The organism is Actinorectispora metalli (assembly GCF_056323685.1).
The window spans coordinates 859,530-875,064 of sequence record NZ_JBREYE010000001.1 but is presented as its reverse complement, the minus strand read 5'-3'; the positions used below and the strand labels follow the sequence as shown (position 1 = coordinate 875,064).

At 69.2% G+C, this 15,535-nt stretch carries 14 protein-coding genes; 6 read left to right on the top strand and 8 right to left on the bottom strand.

Annotated elements, in window-relative coordinates; translation table 11 throughout:
• Positions 1-276: 276 nt before the first annotated feature.
• A complete protein-coding gene (locus tag ACU6XJ_RS04075) occupies positions 277-1,020 on the top strand; it encodes a lytic polysaccharide monooxygenase auxiliary activity family 9 protein (RefSeq protein WP_476306973.1) in 744 nt (247 codons plus the stop codon).
• A 19-nt stretch (positions 1,021-1,039) separates the two neighbouring features.
• On the top strand, positions 1,040-1,822 hold the full coding sequence (locus tag ACU6XJ_RS04070) for a lytic polysaccharide monooxygenase auxiliary activity family 9 protein (RefSeq protein WP_476306972.1): 783 nt from the start codon (positions 1,040-1,042) through the stop codon (positions 1,820-1,822).
• Positions 1,823-1,826: 4 nt separating this feature from the next.
• Here the strand turns inward: ACU6XJ_RS04070 and ACU6XJ_RS04065 are convergent, their stop codons facing one another.
• From ACU6XJ_RS04065 to ACU6XJ_RS04035, 7 genes are all read right to left on the bottom strand, one after another.
• Positions 1,827-4,121, bottom strand: coding sequence for an FdhF/YdeP family oxidoreductase (locus ACU6XJ_RS04065; RefSeq protein WP_476306971.1), 2,295 nt, complete (start codon positions 4,119-4,121; stop codon positions 1,827-1,829).
• 48 nt (positions 4,122-4,169) lie between these two features.
• On the bottom strand, positions 4,170-4,844 hold the full coding sequence (locus ACU6XJ_RS04060; protein WP_476306970.1) for a hypothetical protein: 675 nt from the start codon (positions 4,842-4,844) through the stop codon (positions 4,170-4,172).
• Between the two features lie 290 nt (positions 4,845-5,134).
• Positions 5,135-5,833, bottom strand: coding sequence for a hypothetical protein (locus ACU6XJ_RS04055; protein ID WP_476306969.1), 699 nt, complete (start codon positions 5,831-5,833; stop codon positions 5,135-5,137).
• A 180-nt stretch (positions 5,834-6,013) separates the two neighbouring features.
• Positions 6,014-6,397 (bottom strand): hypothetical protein, encoded by a 384-nt coding sequence (locus tag ACU6XJ_RS04050; RefSeq protein ID WP_476306968.1) that lies wholly within the window; start codon positions 6,395-6,397, stop codon positions 6,014-6,016.
• A 210-nt stretch (positions 6,398-6,607) separates the two neighbouring features.
• Positions 6,608-7,207 (bottom strand): hypothetical protein, encoded by a 600-nt coding sequence (locus tag ACU6XJ_RS04045; RefSeq protein ID WP_476306967.1) that lies wholly within the window; start codon positions 7,205-7,207, stop codon positions 6,608-6,610.
• A gap of 144 nt (positions 7,208-7,351) precedes the next feature.
• Positions 7,352-7,870: a hypothetical protein gene (locus tag ACU6XJ_RS04040; protein WP_476306965.1), complete on the bottom strand. Its 519-nt coding sequence runs from the start codon at positions 7,868-7,870 to the stop codon at positions 7,352-7,354.
• A gap of 30 nt (positions 7,871-7,900) precedes the next feature.
• A complete protein-coding gene (locus ACU6XJ_RS04035) occupies positions 7,901-8,572 on the bottom strand; it encodes a hypothetical protein (RefSeq protein ID WP_476306964.1) in 672 nt (223 codons plus the stop codon).
• 386 nt (positions 8,573-8,958) lie between these two features.
• Between ACU6XJ_RS04035 and ACU6XJ_RS04030 the strand changes: the two genes are divergently transcribed.
• Positions 8,959-9,453, top strand: coding sequence for a GtrA family protein (locus tag ACU6XJ_RS04030; protein WP_476306963.1), 495 nt, complete (start codon positions 8,959-8,961; stop codon positions 9,451-9,453).
• Between the two features lie 5 nt (positions 9,454-9,458).
• Here the strand turns inward: ACU6XJ_RS04030 and ACU6XJ_RS04025 are convergent, their stop codons facing one another.
• Positions 9,459-10,844 (bottom strand): hypothetical protein, encoded by a 1,386-nt coding sequence (locus ACU6XJ_RS04025; protein ID WP_476306962.1) that lies wholly within the window; start codon positions 10,842-10,844, stop codon positions 9,459-9,461.
• A 286-nt stretch (positions 10,845-11,130) separates the two neighbouring features.
• On the opposite strand from ACU6XJ_RS04025, the gene ACU6XJ_RS04020 reads away from it, so the two are divergent.
• Genes ACU6XJ_RS04020 through ACU6XJ_RS04010 form a run of 3 tightly spaced genes read left to right on the top strand, consistent with a single transcriptional unit; the run spans position 11,131 to position 15,493 of the window.
• Positions 11,131-13,773 carry a valine--tRNA ligase gene (locus ACU6XJ_RS04020; protein ID WP_476306961.1) on the top strand — a complete coding sequence of 881 codons (2,643 nt, stop codon included), beginning with the start codon at positions 11,131-11,133 and terminating at the stop codon, positions 13,771-13,773.
• Positions 13,770-15,128: a bifunctional tetrahydrofolate synthase/dihydrofolate synthase gene (gene folC, locus ACU6XJ_RS04015; RefSeq protein WP_476306960.1), complete on the top strand. Its 1,359-nt coding sequence runs from the start codon at positions 13,770-13,772 to the stop codon at positions 15,126-15,128. Before ACU6XJ_RS04020 ends, folC begins: the two co-directional genes overlap by 4 nt.
• A complete protein-coding gene (locus ACU6XJ_RS04010) occupies positions 15,125-15,493 on the top strand; it encodes a DUF4233 domain-containing protein (protein WP_476306958.1) in 369 nt (122 codons plus the stop codon). Before folC ends, ACU6XJ_RS04010 begins: the two co-directional genes overlap by 4 nt.
• Positions 15,494-15,535: the final 42 nt, after the last annotated feature.

The window sequence follows — 15,535 nt, the reverse complement described above, 5'->3', positions numbered from 1 at the left end:
GCGGATTGTACGAACGACCAGGCGTTATTTCACAATCCCGAAAACCCCTTTCCGGGGTGCGCCGAGGAAATCGGAATATGATGGAACTCACCGAAATCGATTTGGCGAATCTGTAACTCTCACCTCGCGGTCCGGGGCGCTTTAGTCGTCAAGTTGAGGAATGTGAACCTACTTGAGGAGGTTCGTTACCGAGCCGCAACCGTTTACTCTCGGATGCAACCACCGGGGCCGTGGAGTTCAGGCCGCCGCCCGGCACCCCTGCATCCGGAGGTTCACGTGATCACGAGGACGATCGCGGTCACCAGCGCGTTCTTGGCGTTCTCCGCCCTGCTGGGCGCCGCTCCGGCGCATGCCCACGGCTCGATGGGCAATCCGGTCAGCCGGATCTACAACTGCTACAAGGAGAATCCGGAATACCCCAAGTCGGCGGCGTGCAAGGCCGCGATCGCGGCCAGCGGCACCACCGCGCCGTTCTACGACTGGCACGAGGTCAATATCGGCGACGCCAACGGCCGCCACAAGGAGATCATTCCCGACGGGAAACTGTGCAGTGCGGGCCGCGACAAGTTCAAGGGCCTTGACCTGCCCCGCGCGGATTGGCCCGCCACCCGGCTGCCCGCAGGCGGCGGTGCGCACACCTTCACCTACGCGATCAGCGCGGGCCACATCCCGTCCTGGTTCGAGCTGTACGTGACCAAGGACGGCTACGACGCCACCAAGCCGCTGACCTGGGCCGCCCTGGAGGACAAGCCGTTCGCCTACCTGCGTAACCCACCCGGCGGCCCGGGCGGCTTCCAGCTCAAGGTGAACCTGCCCAACAAGACCGGCCGCCACCTCATCTACGTGGTCTGGCAGCGCGAGCTTCCCGACAGCGCCGAGGCCTTCTACTCCTGCTCCGACGTGGTGTTCGGGTCGGCGAGTGCCGAGCCGGTCAGCACGAACGAGGTTCCCGCCGCCTCCCACCACCACGGCGCACCCGCCCCGCAGCGCAACTGGCTGCGCTGGTTCTGGCCGCTGTAGACCAACCCTGGAGGAACTCATGAGGCGCCCTGCCGTGCTCGCCGGGCTGACGGGCACATTCCTCATCCTGTCCACGATGGTCGCCGCCGTGCCCGCGCAGGCGCACGGAACGATGGGCGACCCGATCAGCCGCATCTACGCCTGCTACCGGGAGAACCCGGAGCGACCCACGTCCGCGGCTTGCAAGGCGGCCATCGCCGAAATGGGCTCAGCGCCGCTGTACGACTGGAACGAGGTCAACATCGGCGACGCCAACGGCCGCCACAAGGAGATCATTCCCGACGGCAAGCTGTGCAGTGCGGGCCGTGACAAGTTCAAGGGCCTCGACCTGCCGCGCACAGACTGGGCGACCACCGTGCTGCCCACCGACGGCAGCAAGCGCACCATGACCTATGTGATCAGCGTCGGCCACCAGCCCTCGTACTGGTTGTTCTACGTGACCAAGGACGGCTACGACGTGACCAAGCCGCTGAAGTGGTCCGACCTCGAGGACAAGCCCTTCGGCGAGGCGCACGTGCCATCGAACCAGCGCGCCTACCGGCTGGATGTGAACCTGCCCAAGGGCAAGACCGGGCGGCACCTGATCTACACGGTGTGGCAGCGCAAACTGCCCGACAGCGCCGAGGCGTTCTACGCCTGCTCCGACGTCGTGTTCGGCAAGGCGCCCGCGGGCATGCAGCAGGCACCGACCGTGACCGAGGAGCAGCTCAAGGCCGACGCCGCGGTCGCCGCGCAGCGCTCCCACGGCCACCACCCGCCCGCCGAGCAGCAGAACTGGCTGCGCTGGTTCTGGCCTTGGTGACGACCTAGACGACTTCCAGCCGGACCACGATCGACTTCGAGGTGGGGGTGTTGGACTCCTCGGCGGTGGCATCCAGCGGTACCAGCGCGTTGGTTTCCGGGAAGTAGGCGGCGGCGCAGCCCCGTGCCGTCGGGTAGCCGACGGCACGGAAACCCTCCGCGCGGCGTTCGTCCACACCGGCTCGGCCTGGCCACTCGCTGACCAGGTTGACCAGGGCGCCGTCCCCGATGCCCAGTTCGGCCAGGTCGTCGGGGTTGACGAACACCACCCGGCGCCCGCCGGAGACCCCGCGGTAGCGGTCGTCCAGGCCGTAGATGGTGGTGTTGAACTGGTCGTGGCTGCGCAGCGTCTGCAACAGCAGGCGACCTGGCGGAACCCGCAGCACCACGAGCGGATTCGCGGTGAAGTTGGCTTTGCCGGTCGAGGTGGGGAAGCTCCGGGAATCCCGCGGGCCGTGTGGCAGTACGAAACCGTTGGGCTCCCGCACCCGCCTGTTGTAGTCCGCGCAGCCCGGCACCACCTTGGCGATGCGGTCGCGGATCAGGTCGTAGTCGCCTGCGAAGGACACCCACGGCACGGGGTGCTCGGCGCCCAGTACCGCCTCGGCCAGCGCGCACACGATCTGCACCTCCGACAGCAGGTAGTTGCTGGTGGGGCGCAGCCTGCCCAGCGAGGAATGCACCACCGACATGGAGTCCTCGACGGTGACGAACTGCTCGACCTCGGTGCCGTCCTCGTATGCCCGCACATCCCGCTCGGTTCGGCCCAGCGTGGGCAGGATCAGCGCCGTCTCGCCGTGCACGACGTGGGAGCGGTTCAGCTTGGTGGACACCTGCACGGTCAGCGCGCAGGAACGCAGCGCAGCCTCGGTGACCGCGGTGTCGGGGGTGGCCGAGACGAAGTTGCCGCCCATCCCGAAGAACACCTTCGCCCGGCCGTCCCGCATCGCCCGCAGCGCGTCGACGGTGTCCACGCCGTGCTCGCGGGGGATGGGGATGCCGAACTCGGACTCCAACGCGGCCATGAACGGCTCCGGCATCTTCTCCCAGATGCCCATCGTCCGGTCGCCCTGCACGTTGGAGTGGCCGCGCACCGGGCACACGCCCGCGCCCGGCTTGCCGATCATGCCGCGCAGCAGCAGCACGTTGACGATCTCGCGGATGCCCGCGACGGCGTGCTTGTGCTGGGTCAGGCCCATCGCCCAGCACACGATGATCCGCTCGGCGCTCGCGAACCGCTGCGCCACGGCCTCGACCTGTTCGCGCGGCAGCGCCGTCGCGGTGTCCACCGCGGACCAGTCCAGCGTGCGGATGTGGGCGGCGTAGTCGTCGAAGCCATGGGTGTACTCGGTGATGAACTCCCGGTCCTCCGCGCCCGTGGCCAGGATCAGGTTGCCGATCGCCTGGAACAGCGCCTGGTCGCCGCCGAGGCGGATCTGGCAGAACTCGTCCGCCAGCGGCGTTCCACTGCCCACCACACCCTGCACGGTCTGCGGGTTCTTGAACTTCATCAGGCCCGCCTCGGGCAGCGGGTTGACCGCCACGATGCCCGCACCGCGCGCCTTGGCCCGTTCCAACGCGGTCAGCATCCGCGGGTGGTTGGTGCCGGGGTTCTGGCCCACCACCACGATCAGGTCCGCGTGGTCGAAGTCGGCGAGGCTCACCGAGCCCTTGCCGATGCCGATCGTCTGCACCAGCGCGGCACCGGAGGACTCGTGGCACATGTTGGAGCAGTCCGGCAGGTTGTTGGTGCCGTAGCTGCGCGCGAACAGCTGGTACAGAAACGCCGCCTCGTTGCTGGTCCGCCCCGAGGTGTAGAACACCGCCTCGTCCGGTGTGGACAGTCCGCGCAGGTGCGTGGCGATCACCTCGAACGCCTCCGGCCACGGGATCGGGCGGTAGTGGGTGTCGCCGGGCCGCAGCACCATCGGATGGGTGAGCCTGCCCTGCTGGCCGAGCCAGTAGTCGCTCTTGCCCGCCAGTTCCGCGATCGGGTGCTTGGCGAAGAACGCCGCGCCGACGGTGCGCTTGGTGGCCTCCTCGGCCACCGCCTTGGCGCCGTTCTCGCAGAACTCGGCCAGGTGCCGGTTCTCCGGCTCGGGCCAGGCGCAGCCGGGGCAGTCGAAGCCGCCCTGCTGGTTGAGCACCTTCAGCGTCTGCCAGCTTCGGACCGCGCCCATCTGGGACAGGCCGCGCGCCAACCCGACCTTCACGCCGGTGACGCCCGCCGCCCAGTCCTTGGGCGTGCCGACTTCCAGCTCGGACTCGTCTACATCCCGCCGCGGCGCCTTGCGAACCATGCCCCCATCCTGCGCCAACAGACAGGCGAACGCACCACTGCCTCGCCGCTACTTCGGCAGGCAGATCACCAGCAGACAGGCCGAGGTGGACGGCGGCGCCGGTGTCGACGACGGAGGGGTATTGCTGGAGGGCGGCGCCGTGCTCGACGGCGGCTGGCTTGTCGGGGGCGCGCTGCTCGTGGGTGGAGCGCTGGAGCGCGGCGGGGTGCTTGGCGTGGGCACCGACGTCGAGCCGGGCGGGGTGGTGCTGGGCCGGGTGGACACGGGCTTGCGGGCAGGTGGCTGCGGCGGCGGGGGCAACGCGACCGCGTCGCCGAGGCTGATGTCCTCGCTCGTGGGCGGGATGGTGGTGGAGGACCGGTCGCCCATCGGGCTCACTCCGCCCGCCGCGCTGTTGGGCCCGCTGTCGTTCCAGCCGCCTGCCACCAGACCGATCGGCACACCGAGGCCGACCAGCGCGGCCAGCACACCCGCGGAGACCAACGCGCGGTTGCGGCGGGGAACCGGCGCGACGACCGTGTCGTGCTGCTCGGTGCCGTCGTCGAACTCGGGGGGAGTGGTGAACGCGGTGAATTCGGTGTAGTCCGCGAACTGCTCGACGGGTTCGAAGTCGGCCGCCAGCGCCTCTTCCAGTTCGGCGGACAGCGCGGGCATCGGCGCCGTGGGCAGATCCTCGGGTCCGGCGCAGCGTCCTAAAGTGGTTTCACCAGCGGGAATCCCCATTCCATGCATGGCGAGAAGTTCGTGCACGGAAACACCCGCACCGCGGTCTACGTCATGCCGACCAGGGTCGGCCTCCTGTTTTCGCACGTCACAAGCCTCCGAAACGCGATGCGCAATTGTTGCTCCATCGCCGCTAGTCCATTCAGCCTATTGCTGTATTTTGCTGAGCCGAGACTAGTCGAATGCAACGCCGTTAACAGCGTGTTCAACAAAACATAATTGCGCATTGGTGACAGGTAAAGGCATTCGGTAATGCAATTGCGTTCACCGGCTGCGCAAATATGCCAGTGTCAGCCGCCGAGGCAGAGCACCAGCAGGCACAATCCGCCGCCGGGCTTGCTTGGCTGCGTGGTGGGAGCCGGTGCCTGCGAGCTTGTCGGCGCGGGGGCCGGGGCCGGAGCAGGCGGGGGTGCGGGCGCCGGTGCCTGGCTGACCGTCGGCTTCGCCGCCGCGGGCGGCGCGGGATCCGACGCGGCGGGCGGGCGGTTCGTCCAGCTGTTCTCCGAGGAACCGCCGAGACCGGTCGGCACGCCCGCGATGCTGCCGGGCAGCGCGGCGTCCAGCAGGTCGGAGCTGGGCGCGGTGCGGGATTGCGGGTCCACGACCGCCGCGGCATCGGTGACCGCGGGCGACTCCACGGCGGCGGCGTCGCCGAGTTGGGGTGCCGCCAGATCACGCGGACCCTCGCCCTTGTACACCGGCGAGGACTGCGTGGGTGCGTTGAGCTCGAGGCCGAGGTTGGCGGCGGAAGGGGCGTCGAAGCCGCCGGTGGCCATCAGGCCCGCGGGGATGCCGACGCCGACAAGTGCGGCCAGCATCGAGGCGGGCAGCTTGCCGACGGGCTTGCGCAGCGGGTTGGGCTTCGGCTCGGCCACCACCGGAGCGGGCACCGGCCTCGGCAGCAGTCGGGTGGGTGCCTGGACGGGCCAGGCGGTCGCCGTGGTGGTGGCAGGGGTTTCCCTGCCGAAGCGAGCGAGAACCTCGCTCACCGGCACCCCACCACCTGCTCGATGTCGGCCGTTGTCCGCCTCGGAACCGTTCACCTTCGCGACCTCCGCACTTGCCGCCCCGGGCTTGTCGTTCGGTGTCACGTATAGCTGAGTTGGGTGAGGGATTGGGCGGTTTCGTGCCCGACCGTAATCAGATCGTTCGTCCGAATGAGGTGCAGGTCACCACTGACAGCGGTTCCAGCAGTTCCACGGTCCCGGCCCCACCGGGGTCGGCGGTGGCCAGATTCGAAAGGTGGGCTGCGGAGACCGCTTCGGGGCGGTGGTGGGTGCCACCGGCGGTGGCTCGTCCCGCCGCGGTTGCTGAACGGCCTCGCGGGTCGCGGTGGTGGTCGGGACGATCGAGCCCGGCGGCGGATACGCGGCGCTCGCGCCCACCAACTCGGGTTCCTGCGGCGGCCGCGGTCCGGGCGCGAAGAGGATGACGCCAAGGATCATGCCCAGCGCGGTGCTCGCGGCGAGCACGGCGATGACGATGCGGGTCTTACTGATGCCGTCGTCGGGGCTGTCGGGCTGGTAGTCCATGTCGGCGTCCGCGGGGGACACTGGCACCTCCACCTGGCTCGGCTCGCGGAATGCCGGATACGGTATCGGGCCGGGCTCGCCTTGGGTTCGTTGAGTCGAATTTCTCTGGTGCAGCAGGCAAAAACCTGGACGCACAGGATAAACAGTGTCGAAAACCCGGGCCGGATCTCACCGCTTTCCGCAAAGCTCCCGGAGTCGACAGACCGCGGGTTCCCGTCGAACACGATCCCGCTAGCGGCGGAATTGGCACCATCCGAAGCAGTTCCACCAGCCGATGCCGGGCTTGGGCGGAGCCGATGTCGGCGGCGGCCGCTGTGGGGGCGGCGGCGGAGGCGGGGCGGCAGTCGGCTTGGGCGTGGTCCGCGGCGGCAGCACCGGCTTGGCGGTCGGCAGCGGGGGCACGGTGGGCAGCCAGGTCGGCAGCGAAGGCAGCCCGGTGGGCAGCAGACCCGGCGGCAGCGGGTCCATCGGCAGGCCGGTGACGGGATCGGTGGTCACGGTCGCGGGGACGGATGCCCATGGCGCGGAGGAGATGGGCCCGGTGCTCGGTACCGGCTTCTTCCGCGGTGCCTGCCCGTCGAGTTCCCCGAAGCCGGTCGTCATCCCGATCTGCTCGAGTACCTGCGGTCCGCCGACCACCACGCCCGCGGCCAGCGCTCCGACCAGTACCGACAGCACGATGACCACCGTGCACAGCGTGTTCACCAGCCTCGCCGACGACCTCGCGGGCTTGGGTGAGGGTTTCTCGGCCTCCAGCCGGTCCAGCAGTTCCCGGACGGTGATTTGTTCCGTAATCGCCATCTGCCGGGCAGGCTGATCACGCCGTCCCACACGCCACCTCCGAGATGAGAGCAACACTGCTGCTATGGCTCGGCACTATCGGGTGACAAATATTAGTGTGATACCCCACAGATAGGGGAAGCAAGCTATATCCCTAATCGACGCGGAGTGATCCAACATCAACGCGGGGTGAGCTCACCAGGGACACCAGCCCCAGCAGTTCCACTTCGTCGGCGTCGGTTTCTGCTGCGGAGGAGGCGCCTGCTCGGGCGGCGGCGGCTCCTGGCGCGGCGGCTTCGCGGGGGTGCGGACCACGGGCGGCGGCAGTGGCTGGGCGGTGGTCGGCACCACGGGCGGCTCGATGATGGACGCCGGGGGCGGCGCGGTCTCCGAGGTGGCCGCGGGCGTGCTGTTCCAACTCGGGTCGCCGGGGCCCAGACGCTCACCGGGGCCGGGGGAGAACAGGATGATCCCCAGCACCAGGCCCAGCACGGTGCTGGCGGCCAGTACGGCGACCACGATGCGGACCTTGCTGTCGCGCTCCTCCGGCTGGGGGTCGGCAGGCGGGGGCGCGGGCACTGCCAGTCGGTCCAGCATCTCGGCCGAGGTGCGGTTGGGCGGCACCTCGGTGGTCTTGGCGATCAAATCGGCCACCGAGACGGCGCTGGGACTATCGCCGTACCGCTTTCCGCTCGAGCTGCCGGGATCAGGCACGGCTCACCTCCATGTGGGTCTGCGCTGCGGTCACCACGGACACCAGTCCCAGCAGTCCCAGGTGTCCGAGGGCGGGGGCTGCTGACTGGGCGGGGGCTGCTGCGGTGGAGGCGGCGGCTTGGTCGTCTCCGGGGGCGGGTTGTTCGGCGGGGGCTGCTGCGGTGGGGGCTGCTGCGGCGGTGGGTTGTTGGGCGGCGGCTGCTGCTGGGGTGGCTGCGGCTTGCCCGGCTGCGGTGCGCCCGGTGCCGGGTTGGGCAGCAGGCCGGGGAACAGGCCGGTCACCGGGTTGCCGGGTGCGGTCGACGTACCGGGCACGGGCTGCCCGGTGGCCGGGTCGATCGGCACCGGCTGCCCGGGCACCGGAACAGGAGCGGTCTCGGTGCTCTGACCGCTGCCGGTCTCCCTGATGATGAAGTCGAGCAGGTCGCGTGCCTTGGTCTCGGCGGGCTCGGAGGAAGCACCCAGCAGGCGGGGCCCGCCGGGGATCACGCCACCCGCCAGCAGCCCCACCGCGAGGCCGATCACCAGGAACACGCCTGCCAGGGTGAGCAGCCTGGGAACGCCCCGCGCGGGGCGTTCGTCGTGGGCGATGACGGGAATGGGCTCGGTGGGCGGCTCGTAGTCACAGACAACCTCGTCCACCCGGACACCGGGTTCGGTGAGCTCCGCGATCCGCCGGGCCAAGACCTCCCCGACCGGCAACTCCGCAGGCTTTCGGTTGGCAGGTTGGCTGGGCCGCCCCACATGCCACCTCCGAATGACGCGACCTGACGCCCCGATGTGTCAACTGTCGCTATGTGTTGGGCCTATAGGCGGAGAATGCTATGCCTGCTTGCGCCGTAATGATAGGAAACCTTATCCGGTATCGACGGCTTGTAGCCACCGCGTCACGGCTTGTTTAAGGCCGGGTGCCGATTTGCACCATGAGCCGCCGCGTTGTTGCGCCGCTCCGCACAACGGGGATGGGCCACCGCGACGTAACCTCCCGGACGCCGGAGGTTGGGCTGTCGTTTCCGTTTTGCGTGTTTAGGGCGCGCGTTAAGGAAGTTCTCAGGCGGGTCTCGAGAGCCGTGTGTCACGCTGGAAACGTGAATCCAGGGGCTCCCGACACCACCGCCACCGTCTCGCGCGCCGAGCGCATCGCCGAGTTGCTGACCGGTTGGGTGGATCGGTTGCCACCGCGGCTGCGTCGTCTGCTGCCCCGCGAGCTGGTGGGTTTCGCGATTCTGGGCGCCTTCACCTTCACCATCGACGTCATCCTGCTGGTGATCTTCGACAGGTGGACGGCACTGCCCTTTCCGGTCGCCGTCAGCGTCGCCTACATCTTGGCGTTCAGCGTCAACTTCGTGCTGAACCGCCGCCTCAACTTCAAATCCCACGCCCCCGTCGGCCCGCAGGCGGTCCGCTACAGCGTCGTGGTCGGTGCCGACTTCGCGGTCACCCTCGGGGTCACGACGGGCCTGAAGGCGATCGGCGTGCCCACCCCCATCGCCCGTCTCGTCGCGGGCGCCTGCGTCGCCACCCTCACCTACACGCTCAGCCGCTGGTGGGTTTTCCGCGACACCCTCAAGCCCAAGGGGTAGCGCGGTCAGCTCTTGGGCGGAACCAGCGGTTCGAGGCCGCCACCCTCGGGCAGCAGCGGCGGCACGGCGTCGTCGGGCAGCAGGCCACCGTCGTCCTTCGGGCCCGATGACGGCGGCGCACCGGTCGAACTGCCGGGAGGCGTGGTGCCGGTCCGGTTGGCCTTGTCGCAGCCGTTCTCCACGGGCAGCGGACGGTCCAGGTCGAAGTACTTCTCCGCCGGGTCCAGTCCGATCGTGCTGCCCTTCTCCGCCAGAGCGGGCGCCAGCAGGCCCTTGGCGTAGGCGGCGCAGGAGATCGAGTACCCGAACGCCTTCGCGGGCCCGGGCCACACGCCGCGGTCGGCTTCCTGCCAGCGTTCGTCCAGCACCACGTAGTCGGCCTGCCACCGCTCGATCAACACGATGTCCAGCGGATCGGACACCTTGGCATTGCCAGGGTCGAACGCGTACCCGATCACGTAGTTCGCCCGCACCAGCAGCGCGCCGTTGGGGTCCAACTGCGTGGTCATCGCCCCGTTCACCTTGGGCGGCATGGCAAGCAGCCGCTGCCCTGGCGCCAACGTCGAGACGTAGTTGGCGATTTGCGGGCCCTTCTTCTTGGCCAGGATCTCCCTGACCTTGTTCCGGGCCGTCGGCGCCAGCAGCGCCAGATAGGGCTCCCGGTCACCCGCGAGCACCGTGGGGTCCATCCGGGCAGCGGTGATCGCCTTGCGCACCTGCTCGGTCGCCTTGATCACGTCGTCCGGCGTGAACGAACCGACCGGCGCGGGCGGCGGGGTGGTCAGGCCCGCGGGCCCGTCGGGCAGGCCCGCCGCGGGGGTCTTGAGGAACGGACGGGCCAGGTTCACCTGGGCCGAGGGACGCGGCTGGGTCTCCGTCGGCGTCGGCGTGGCGGAGGTCGTGATGGGCACCCTGGTGTTGGCCGCGTCGGTCAGGTGGGCCACCACGGGGGTCAGCGCGTAGACGGACAACGCGGCCAGCGACAGCACCACCACGGTCAGCACTGTCGCCCGCCGGATGTTGAGCTGCTTGCGCGGCGGCGGGGTGTAGGAGGCGAACGCCGGGTCCGCCACCGGAGCGGTGACCGACGCCGGTTCGTCGAAGCCCGCGTAGTCGTCGTCGGAGACGAACTTCGTGCGCGGTTGCGGCCTGCGTGGCCGCTCCGGCTGCCTGGCCTGGCTCAGCAGCACCGACACCGGCACCGAACCCGGCTTGCGCACCGGCGCCCGGCTGAACTTCGCGCCCGTCGCGGGCTGTTCCTCGCGGGTCAGCCTGTTCAATTCGGCCTGGAGCTTCCGGGACTGCTCGCGGGCCGCGCGCGGGTTCTCGTGGCCCGCGGCCTCCAAGGCCGCGATCTGCTTGCGAAGACGGGCGATCCGCCGTGCCTTCACCTCAGACGTTGCCGAGGAGAGTCCGGTACCCCTCTGTGGTCTGTCGCCACCCTCAGCGCCCAAGTCGTCCTCCGTGTTGAGCAGAACGAGTCCCACTTGTCACCCAGATGGGTTACCAAGTGTGGATGGTAGTCCCGATCCGTGTGCGCTCCAAGCCATCGCTGCTATCCCGAGTTGTGATACCGAGCAGCAATCCGTCCCGGTCGCGCACGGTTTCCGGGTACAACTAGCGGGGCGTCCGGGGGTGACGATTTCGGGTCGCATCCCCGCCCTAGACTGATGTGCTGTGACCGAGACCCTTTCCGAACAGCACACTCTTGACCTTCCCTCGGCGTGGAATCCCGCCGAGGCCGAGGGGAAGCTGTACCAGGAGTGGGTAGACGCCGGTTACTTCACCGCCGACCCGTCCTCAGACAAGCCGCCGTTCAGCCTCGTCATCCCGCCGCCGAACGTGACCGGCAGCCTGCACATCGGCCACGCCTTCGAGCACACGCTGATGGACGCGCTGACCCGGCGCCGCCGCATGCAGGGCTACGACGCCCTGTGGCTGCCCGGCATGGACCACGCGAGCATCGCGGTGCACGCCCTGGTGGAGAAGCAGCTGCTCGCCGAGGGCACCAGCCGCCGCGACCTCGGCCGCGAGGCCTTCGTGGAGCGGGTCTGGGCGTGGAAGGCCGAGCACGGCGGCAAGATCCTCGAGCAGATGCGCCGCCTCGGCGACTCGGTCGACTGGTCCCGCGAACGCTTCACCATGGACGACGGCCTGAACAAGGCCGTCCTGACGATCTTCAAGAAGCTCTATGACGAGGGCCTGATCTACCGCGCCGAGCGGCTGGTCAACTGGTCGCCGGAGATGCGCTCGGTGCTCTCCGACATCGAGGTCGAGCACATCGAGGTCGAGGGCGAACTCGTCTCCATGCGCTACGGCGACGGCGAGACCTCGATCGTCGTGGCCACCACCCGGGTCGAGACGATGCTGGGTGACACGGCGGTCGCGGTGCACCCCGCCGACGAGCGGTACCGGCACCTGATCGGCACGTTGATCGACCACCCGCTGACCGGCCGCAAGATCCCGATCGTCGCCGACGACTACGTCGACCCCGAGTTCGGCTCGGGCGCCGTGAAGATCACGCCCGCGCACGACCCGAACGACTTCGACCTCGGCAAGCGGCACGACCTGCCGATGCTGACGGTCATGGACGAGCAGGGCCGCATCACCGGCACCGGCACCCGGTTCGACGGCATGGACCGGTTCGAAGCCCGCGTCGCGGTCCGCGAGGCGCTGGCCGCCGAGGGCCGCATCGTCGCCGAGAAGCGCCCTTACCTGCACAGCGTCGGCCACAGCTCGCGGTCCAAGGAGCCGATCGAGCCGATGCTCTCGCTCCAGTGGTACGTCAAGGTCGGCCCGCTGGCCAAGGCGGCGGGCGACGCCGTGCGCGACGGCCGCGTCGCGGTGCACCCGCCGGAGATGGCCAAGCGCTACTTCGACTGGGTCGACAACATGCACGACTGGTGCATCTCGCGCCAGCTGTGGTGGGGCCACCGCATCCCGGTCTGGTACGGCCCGAACGGCGAGGTCGTCTGCGTCGGACCCGACGAGCAGCCGCCGTCCGGTCCCGGCTGGCGTCAGGACGAGGACGTCCTGGACACCTGGTTCTCCTCGGGCCTGTGGCCGTTCTCCACCCTCGGCTGGCCCGACCGGACGGCCGATCTCGAGAAGTACTATCCGACGAGCGTGCTGGTCACCGGCTACGACATCCTCTTCTTCTGGGTCGCCAGGATGATGATGTTCGGCCTGTACGCGATGGACGGCAAGCAGCCCTTCAACGTGATCGCGCTGCACGGCATGGTCCGCGACGAGCACGGCAAGAAGATGTCCAAGTCCGCGGGCAACGTGGTCAACCCGCTGGACTGGATGGACCGCTACGGCACCGACGCACTGCGCTTCACCATGGCTCGCGGTGCCAACCCCGGCACCGACGTGCCGATCGGCGAGGACTGGGTCGCGGGCTCCCGGAACTTCTGCACGAAGCTGTGGAACGCCAGCCGCTTCGCGATGCTCAACGGCGCCGATTCGCATGCCGAGATCGACCCCGCGCTGCTCACCGACGCCGACCGCTGGATCCTGGACCGCAGCGCCGCCCTGGTCGCCGAGACCGACGCGCTGCTGGAGGACTTCCAGTTCGCCAAGTCCACCGAGGGCCTCTACCACTTCGTCTGGGACGAGTTCTGCGACTGGTACCTGGAGCTGGCGAAGGTCCAACTGGCCGATCCGGAGATCGCAGGCAATACCCGCGCCGTTCTCGGCAACGTGCTCGATGTGGTGCTGCGCCTGCTGCACCCGGTGATCCCGTTCATCACCGAGACCCTGTGGAAGGCACTGACCGGCGGTGAGTCCCTGGTGATCGCCGCATGGCCCAAGGTCACCCGGCAGGCCTCGGAGTTCGACACCGGTGCCGCGCAGCGCATCGAGTCGGTGCAGAAGCTGGTCACCGAGATCCGCCGGTTCCGCTCCGACCAGGGCATCAAGCCAAGCCAGAAGGTGAAGGGCCAGCTCTCCGGCGCCTGCTGCGCAGGCCTGGTCCCGCACGAGGCGGCGATCAGGGCGCTGGTGCGCTTCGAGACGCCGGGCGAGGACTTCAACCCCGGCGCGTCCTTCGAGGTGCCGCTGCCCACCGGCAAGGTGATCGTCAAGGTGGACCTGTCCGGTGCCATCGACGTCGACGCCGAGCGCAAACGACTGGCCAAGGACCTGGCCGCCGCGGAGAAGGAGCTCAAGGGCTGCGAGGCCAAGCTCGGCAACCCGGCGTTCATGGGCAAGGCCCCGGCCGAGGTCGTGGACAAGATCCGCGCCCGCCGCGACACCGCCGTCGCCGACATCGAGCGCCTGACCGCCCGGCTGGCCGCACTCCCGGAGTCGGCGCGTTGACCGAGCCCGTTGTCGAGGAGCTCAGGGCGGTAGAGGCCGTCCTGGACAAGCGGTGGCCCGAAACGAAGATCGCGCCGTCGCTGGAACGCATCGAACTGCTGCTGGATGTCCTCGGGCATCCGCAGCGCTCCTACCCGGTGCTGCACGTGGCGGGCACCAACGGCAAGACGTCCACCGCGCGCATGATCGACGCGTTGCTCACCCGCATCGGCCTGCGCACCGGCCGCTACACCAGCCCGCACCTGCAGTTGGTCACGGAGCGGATCAACACCGACGGCGCGCCGATCGACCCGCAGCGCTATGTGGAGACCTACCGCGACATCGAGCCGTACGTGTTCATGGTGGACGCTCGCTCGGACGTGCCGATGAGCAAGTTCGAGGTGCTCACCGGCATGGCGTTCGCCGCGTTCGCCGACGCCCCCGTGGAGGCGGCGGTGGTGGAGGTCGGTCTCGGCGGCAGTTGGGACGCCACCAACGCGGCCGACGCCAGGATCGCCGTGATCACCCCCATCGGCATCGACCACGTCGAGTACCTCGGCGGCGACCTCGAAGGCATCGCCCGCGAGAAGGCGGGCATCATCAAGCCCGGTTCCATCGTCGTGATGGCCAACCAGCAGGCCGAAGCAGCGAAGGTCGTCCTGGAGCGGGCCGTTGAGGTGGACGCCACGGTGGCCCGCGAGGGCATGGAGTTCGGTGTCCTCGAACGCACCATCGCCGTCGGCGGCCAGATGCTGCGCCTGCAGGGCCTCGGCGGGGTTTACGACGAGGTCTTCCTGCCGCTGCACGGCGCCCACCAGGCGAGCAACGCGGTGGTGGCGCTGGCCGCGGTCGAGGCGTTCTTCGGCGCGGGCGCCCAGCGCCAACTGGACATCGACGCCATCCGCGAGGGCTTCGCCTCGGTGTCCTCGCCGGGCCGCTTGGAGCGGGTCCGCACGGCGCCGTCGGTGTTCGTCGACGCCGCCCACAACCCCGCGGGTGCCGTAGCCCTGGCCACCGCGCTGGAGGAGGAGTTCGGCTTCCGCAAGCTCGTCGGCGTCCTCGGCGTGATGGCCGACAAGGACGCGAGCGGCATCGTCGAGGCCTTGGAGCCGGTGCTCACCGAGCTGGTGGTCACCCGCAACTCCTCACCGCGTGCGATGGACCCCGACGAACTGGGCTCGGTGGCCCGCGAGGTCTTCGGCCCAGACCGGGTCGTGGTCGAGCCGCACCTGGTCGACGCCGTCGAGACCGCCGTGCGGCTGGCCGAGCAGACCGAGGACCCCGACGAGCCGCTGTCCGGCGGCGGCGTGGTGATCACCGGCTCGGTGGTCACCGCGGGCGAGGCCCGCACCCTGTTCGGCAAGGAGCCGTCATGACCGCGCCCGATCCCTGGAAGGGTTTGCGCGGAGTCCAGGCAGGCACCCTGATCCTGGAGGCGATCGTCGCGGGCCTGGCCCTCCCGGTGGTGGTCCGCCTCGGCGGCGGCATCAGCTCCTGGCAGTTCTATTCCGTACTGACCCTGATCGCCTTGCTGATCGTCGCGAGCGGTCTCCAACGACGCCCCTGGGGCCTGCACTTCGCCCTGGCCCTCCAAGTCTTCATGATCGCCTGCTTCATCTTCTCCGCGGCGCTGGGCGGCTTGGGCGTCCTGTTCGGTCTGGTGTGGATCTACTTCCTCTGGCTCCGCAAGGATGTGGCCAAGCGCATGGCCGAGGGCCGCCTCCCCAGCCAGCAGCAGTGAGCCCACCCGCTTGGGTGCTTGACCGGGTAAAACACCTATTCC

Bases quoted from the DNA above. Each gene is read 5' to 3' on its own strand.
- ACU6XJ_RS04070 (WP_476306972.1), top strand. From the start codon at position 1,040: ATGAGGCGCCCTGCCGTGCTCGCCGGGCTGACGGGCACATTCCTCATC.
- ACU6XJ_RS04065 (WP_476306971.1), bottom strand. From the start codon at position 4,121: ATGGTTCGCAAGGCGCCGCGGCGGGATGTAGACGAGTCCGAGCTGGAA.
- ACU6XJ_RS04060 (WP_476306970.1), bottom strand. From the start codon at position 4,844: ATGGGGATTCCCGCTGGTGAAACCACTTTAGGACGCTGCGCCGGACCC.
- ACU6XJ_RS04010 (WP_476306958.1), top strand. From the start codon at position 15,125: ATGACCGCGCCCGATCCCTGGAAGGGTTTGCGCGGAGTCCAGGCAGGC.